Origin of the sequence: Streptococcus intestinihominis (assembly GCF_046824975.1) — a bacterium.
Lineage (GTDB): Bacteria > Bacillota > Bacilli > Lactobacillales > Streptococcaceae > Streptococcus.
Genome location: NZ_JBKQBL010000001.1, coordinates 384345 through 389216 on the forward strand (window position 1 = coordinate 384345; position 4872 = coordinate 389216).

At 42.5% G+C, this 4872-nt stretch carries 3 protein-coding genes; all 3 read right to left on the minus strand.

All coding sequences use genetic code 11. The annotated features are described in order from the left end of the window. On the minus strand, positions 1-2105 hold a 2105-nt coding region (locus ACLOR3_RS02035; protein WP_412036943.1), incomplete at its 3' end, for an endo-beta-N-acetylglucosaminidase. 228 nt (positions 2106-2333) lie between these two features. After that, entirely contained in the window at positions 2334-3344 is a 1011-nt protein-coding gene (gene gap / locus ACLOR3_RS02040; RefSeq protein ID WP_006595530.1) for a type I glyceraldehyde-3-phosphate dehydrogenase, read from the minus strand. Positions 3345-3599: 255 nt separating this feature from the next. Continuing rightward, positions 3600-4872: elongation factor G (fusA, locus tag ACLOR3_RS02045; protein ID WP_412036944.1), on the minus strand; the 1273-nt coding region annotated here is incomplete at its 5' end.

Here is a 4872-nt window from a genome sequence, read left to right on the forward strand (position 1 = left end):
TAATCTGCGTCCGCAACCCCTTTAAAATTAAGGACAGCCTCCGCTTCCTGGGCATTTTGCAGGCGTTTTGCCCGAACAGTCACTTCAGATGGGGCTACTGGTTTTTCTTGGTTGGACGTAATCGACAATTGACCGAGGTTGAACTTGTAATCTTTGACATCTGCATCATGATCAAAGAACATCTTAACGGCATAAATAGTCTTACCCGCCAAGCCTCCCAAATCAAAGGTTTGAGTAGACCAATCCGCACTCGGTGTCAATTCCTTCCATTCGTATTCAGAGTAGTCTTCTTTTGTGGCAACAGCTACCCAAGCAGCAGCTCCGACCCCACCCTTGTGAGACACACTTAATTTTGTCGTTTCTGTCACAGGAATCTTAGTAGAATAGAGCATAACATTTTGACTGCTATTAGCTTTCAAATCCCCTTCAAAGGTTAAAGAGTTCCCTCCATTGTAGGCTTGATCAAAATCATAGCGACCTTTTAATGGCGTACTATCTTCACTATGCTCTACCCACCAGCGCCATGTTGGAAGGTAGCCAGAAACAGAACGGTAGTTCCACTCCCCTTCTTTAGAAATCTTGCCATCCACAAACCAATGTTTGCCGTGGCCTGTATTAAAGGACGTATTGAAATTAGCACTTGTAATTGGCGTTTTATCCACTACTAGATTGGACATCCCGTACCAAGATTGGTCTGCTGGTTTTCCTTTGGTTGGATCCCCTTGGAAACCAGTCCAGAATAGATCTTCATGGGTATGGTAACCTTCTCCTGTCTTTCCTAGACCTGTAATGGTATCAGGTGCATAAAGCCCAAGAGATAGACGCAACTTGCCATGCTCATCTAGAATCGCATTCCAGTCGACATTGGTCTTATAAGAACCTCCTTTTTGAAGTTCGAGACCCGCTAAAACATCATAAGGATTGCGGTTAATCCATTTGGCTGTACTAATCGAATAATCAACTTCTGATTTGCCCCAGTTAAAGTTGGCAAAGAAGGTATCTACAGGATTTTCCCCGTTTTCAGGCTGCATGAAATTGTAGTTGTACTCACCCAGTGCATTTTCATGGTAGCGACCATATTCATAAGTCATAGCATCATACCAAGAATACTTGATCGGATAGTTGACGCTCTTCGCATATTCCTTGGTATAAAGAAGGAAATCTCTTAATTTTGGCCCCAAAGGCTCTACTAAGTTCCCTGTTGTTTCTTGGTTGATAAAGTAACCATCGAAACCATAGTACTTGGCTAAATCAACCAATTTACGAGCAATCGGGAAGGTTTTTGAGCCTTCACTATCTTCTTTCAAGGTTTCTGCAAAGCGCTCTTGATCCTTGATGCTACTAGACCAGTTGTAAAAGAGTGTTCCGTAAATGGGAACCCCATTTCGGTGGGCCGCATCAATCACATCTGCTGAAGGGACAAGTCCTTCCCAAAAGACCATAGAATCCAAATATTGCCAGTAGTCAAAAGCATAAGCCTTAAACTCTTCCCCACCGACGGAAGCATGATCCTTAGCCTTTGAGTTCATGTTAGAAAGGGCTTGGATCTTTGCTTCTGGGTTGGCTTGCTCGTTGATTTGCTTCCCTTGAAAACGGCTAGCAAGGGGGACACTTGCTCTGTTCAAATCATCATCTACTCGTTTACCAGGTTCCCATTTCAACAAATCATCCCAAGTATCAAACTTGACCTCTTTCGGTCTTAATTGTTTTTCTTCATTGGTTGGTAAATCTTCCACTTTTTCTGCAGCTACTTTTGGTTGTTCCGTCGCTGAAACGACTGGAGTATCTGTCGTCGTCGGGCTAGCTTCTGTGCTAGCAGGACCAGCCTCTGTCGTAGCTGGAGTTGCCTCCTCAACTGGTTTTGCTGTTTCTGCAGTTGGCAAAGCAGCATCTGCAGTGTAGACTCCCGCTTCTCTGATCAAACGATTGACATCTTCCGTATTTGCTGTGGAAGCTTCTAAGGGTTGTTCATTAGTCGCATGCGTCTCATCTGCTGAGACTACCCCCGTTCCTAAAAATGCCAATCCAATCAATGCAGAACAAACTCCTACACTGAATTTTCGGATACTAAAACGTTGTTGTTTTTCAAATTGATGACCTTTCATCTTGACCTCCATCTTATTTTACTGATTTCCAATCTCCTAAAACACTCCTCCTTCACTCGCGTGCAATCGCTTACATTTTTTTGAATTGGAAATCTTCACTCAGATTTAGTTTACCCCTTTAAAGAGAGGTCTGTCAATTCATTTTAGCAGATCCTATAATAAGGTGAGGAGGAACTAAAAAAAGTACAAAAAAAGAGGAGGTTACCCTCCTCTCATCATACAGATGAATTATTTAGCAATTTTTGCGAAGTATTCAAGAGTACGAACAAGTTGTGCAGTGTAAGACATTTCGTTGTCATACCATGAAACAACTTTAACCAATTGTTTACCGTCAACGTCAAGAACTTTAGTTTGAGTTGCGTCAAACAATGAACCGTAAGCCATACCTACGATATCTGAAGATACGATTGGATCTTCTGTGTAACCGTATGATTCGTTAGCTGCTGCTTTCATAGCCGCATTTACTTCATCAACAGTAACGTTCTTTTCAAGAACTGCAACCAATTCAGTAACTGATCCAGTTGGAGTTGGAACGCGTTGTGCAGATCCGTCCAATTTACCGTTCAATTCTGGGATTACAAGACCGATAGCTTTAGCAGCACCAGTTGAGTTAGGAACGATGTTAGCTGCACCAGCGCGAGCACGACGAAGGTCACCACCACGGTGTGGTCCGTCAAGGATCATTTGGTCACCAGTGTAAGCGTGGATAGTAGTCATCAATCCTTCTACAACACCGAAGTTATCTTGAAGAGCTTTAGCCATTGGAGCCAAGCAGTTTGTAGTACATGAAGCACCAGAGATAACTGTTTCAGTACCATCAAGAATGTCATGGTTAGTGTTAAATACAACTGTCTTAACATCGTTTCCACCAGGAGCAGTGATAACAACTTTCTTAGCTCCACCTGGGTGCAAGTGTTTTTCAGCAGCTTCTTTCTTAGCAAAGAAACCAGTTGCTTCAAGAACGATTTCTACACCGTCGTTAGCCCAGTCGATTTGTTCTGGATCACGTTCAGCAGAAACTTTAACGAATTTACCGTTAACTTCGAATCCACCTTCTTTAACTTCCACAGTACCGTCGAAACGACCTTGAGTTGTGTCATATTTCAACAAGTGTGCAAGCATAACTGGATCTGTAAGGTCGTTGATGCGAGTAACTTCAACACCTTCTACGTTTTGGATACGACGGAAAGCAAGACGACCGATACGACCGAAACCGTTAATACCAACTTTAACTACCATTCGTGATTTCCTCCTTATGAAAATCAAAAAATTTTTTATGTGAAAAGAGTAACTTGATAGGTTACAAATCATCTTTCAACAATATTATTATATACTTTCTTCCCCTAAAATGCAACTGATTTCATTAGGATTAGAAATATTACACAAACTTTCATATTCATTTTCACTATCTCTTATGAGGAAGAGGCCTTAAGTTCTTTTCGAATCAAAAAAAGCTTTCCTCCTATGAGGAAAGCTTTTAGCTAGACGGTAAAATTATGCTTCACCTTTAGCTTTTTTAATGATTTCTTCTTGTACTGATTTCGGTACATCTTCGTAGTGGTCAAATACCATCATGAAAGTACCACGTCCTTGAGTTGCAGAACGAAGGACAGTAGCGTAACCGAACATTTCAGCAAGTGGTACATAAGCACGAACGATTTGGCTTGCACCGTGTGCTTCCATACCGTCTACACGTCCACGACGAGCAGTTACGTGACCCATAACATCCCCAAGGTTTTCTTCAGGAACTGTGATGGTTACAAGCATCATTGGTTCAAGGATAGCTGGTTGTGCTGATTTAGCTGCTTCTTTAAGAGCAAGAGATGCAGCGATCTTGAAGGCAGTTTCAGATGAGTCGACATCGTGGTATGATCCATCGTAAAGCTTCGCTTTCACGTCAACCATTGGGTAGCCAGCAAGAACACCGTTAGCCATAGATTCTTGAAGTCCTTTTTCTACTGCAGGGATGAATTCACGTGGAACCACACCACCGACGATCGCATTTTCGAACTCGAATCCTTTACCTTCTTCGTTTGGAGTAAATTCGATCCAAACATCACCAAACTGACCTTTACCACCAGATTGACGTTTGAAGAATCCACGTGCTTGTGTAGAAGCGCGGAATGTTTCACGGTAAGATACTTGAGGAGCACCAACGTTTGCTTCAACCTTGAATTCACGTTTCATACGGTCAACAAGGACATCCAAGTGCAACTCACCCATACCAGAGATAACTGTTTCACCAGTTTCAGGGTTTGTTTCAACGCGGAATGTTGGATCTTCTTCAGCCAATTTTTGAAGGGCGATACCCATCTTATCTTGGTCTGCTTTAGATTTAGGCTCAACCATCAATTGGATAACTGGTTCTGGAACTTCGATTGACTCAAGGATAATTTTCGCTTTTTCATCTGTCAATGAGTCACCAGTTGTAGTATCTTTCAAACCAACGGCAGCAGCGATATCTCCAGAATAAACTGTTTCGATTTCCATACGAGTGTTGGCGTGCATTTGAAGGATACGTCCGATACGTTCACGTTTACCTTTAGATGTGTTCAATACGTAAGAACCTGAGTTCAAGACACCTGAGTAAACACGGAAGAATGTCAAACGACCTACGAATGGGTCAGTCATGATCTTGAAGGCAAGAGCTGCAAATGGCTCTTCATCAGATGCTGGACGTTCTTCTTGTTCGTCTGTATCAGGGTTTACACCCTTGATTGCAGGGATATCAAGTGGGCTTGGAAGGTAGTCAAGGACTGCATCCAAC

Excerpts from the sequence above, each read along its gene's own strand:
- gap (WP_006595530.1), bottom strand. The coding sequence starts at position 3,344 with ATGGTAGTTAAAGTTGGTATTAACGGTTTCGGTCGTATCGGTCGTCTT.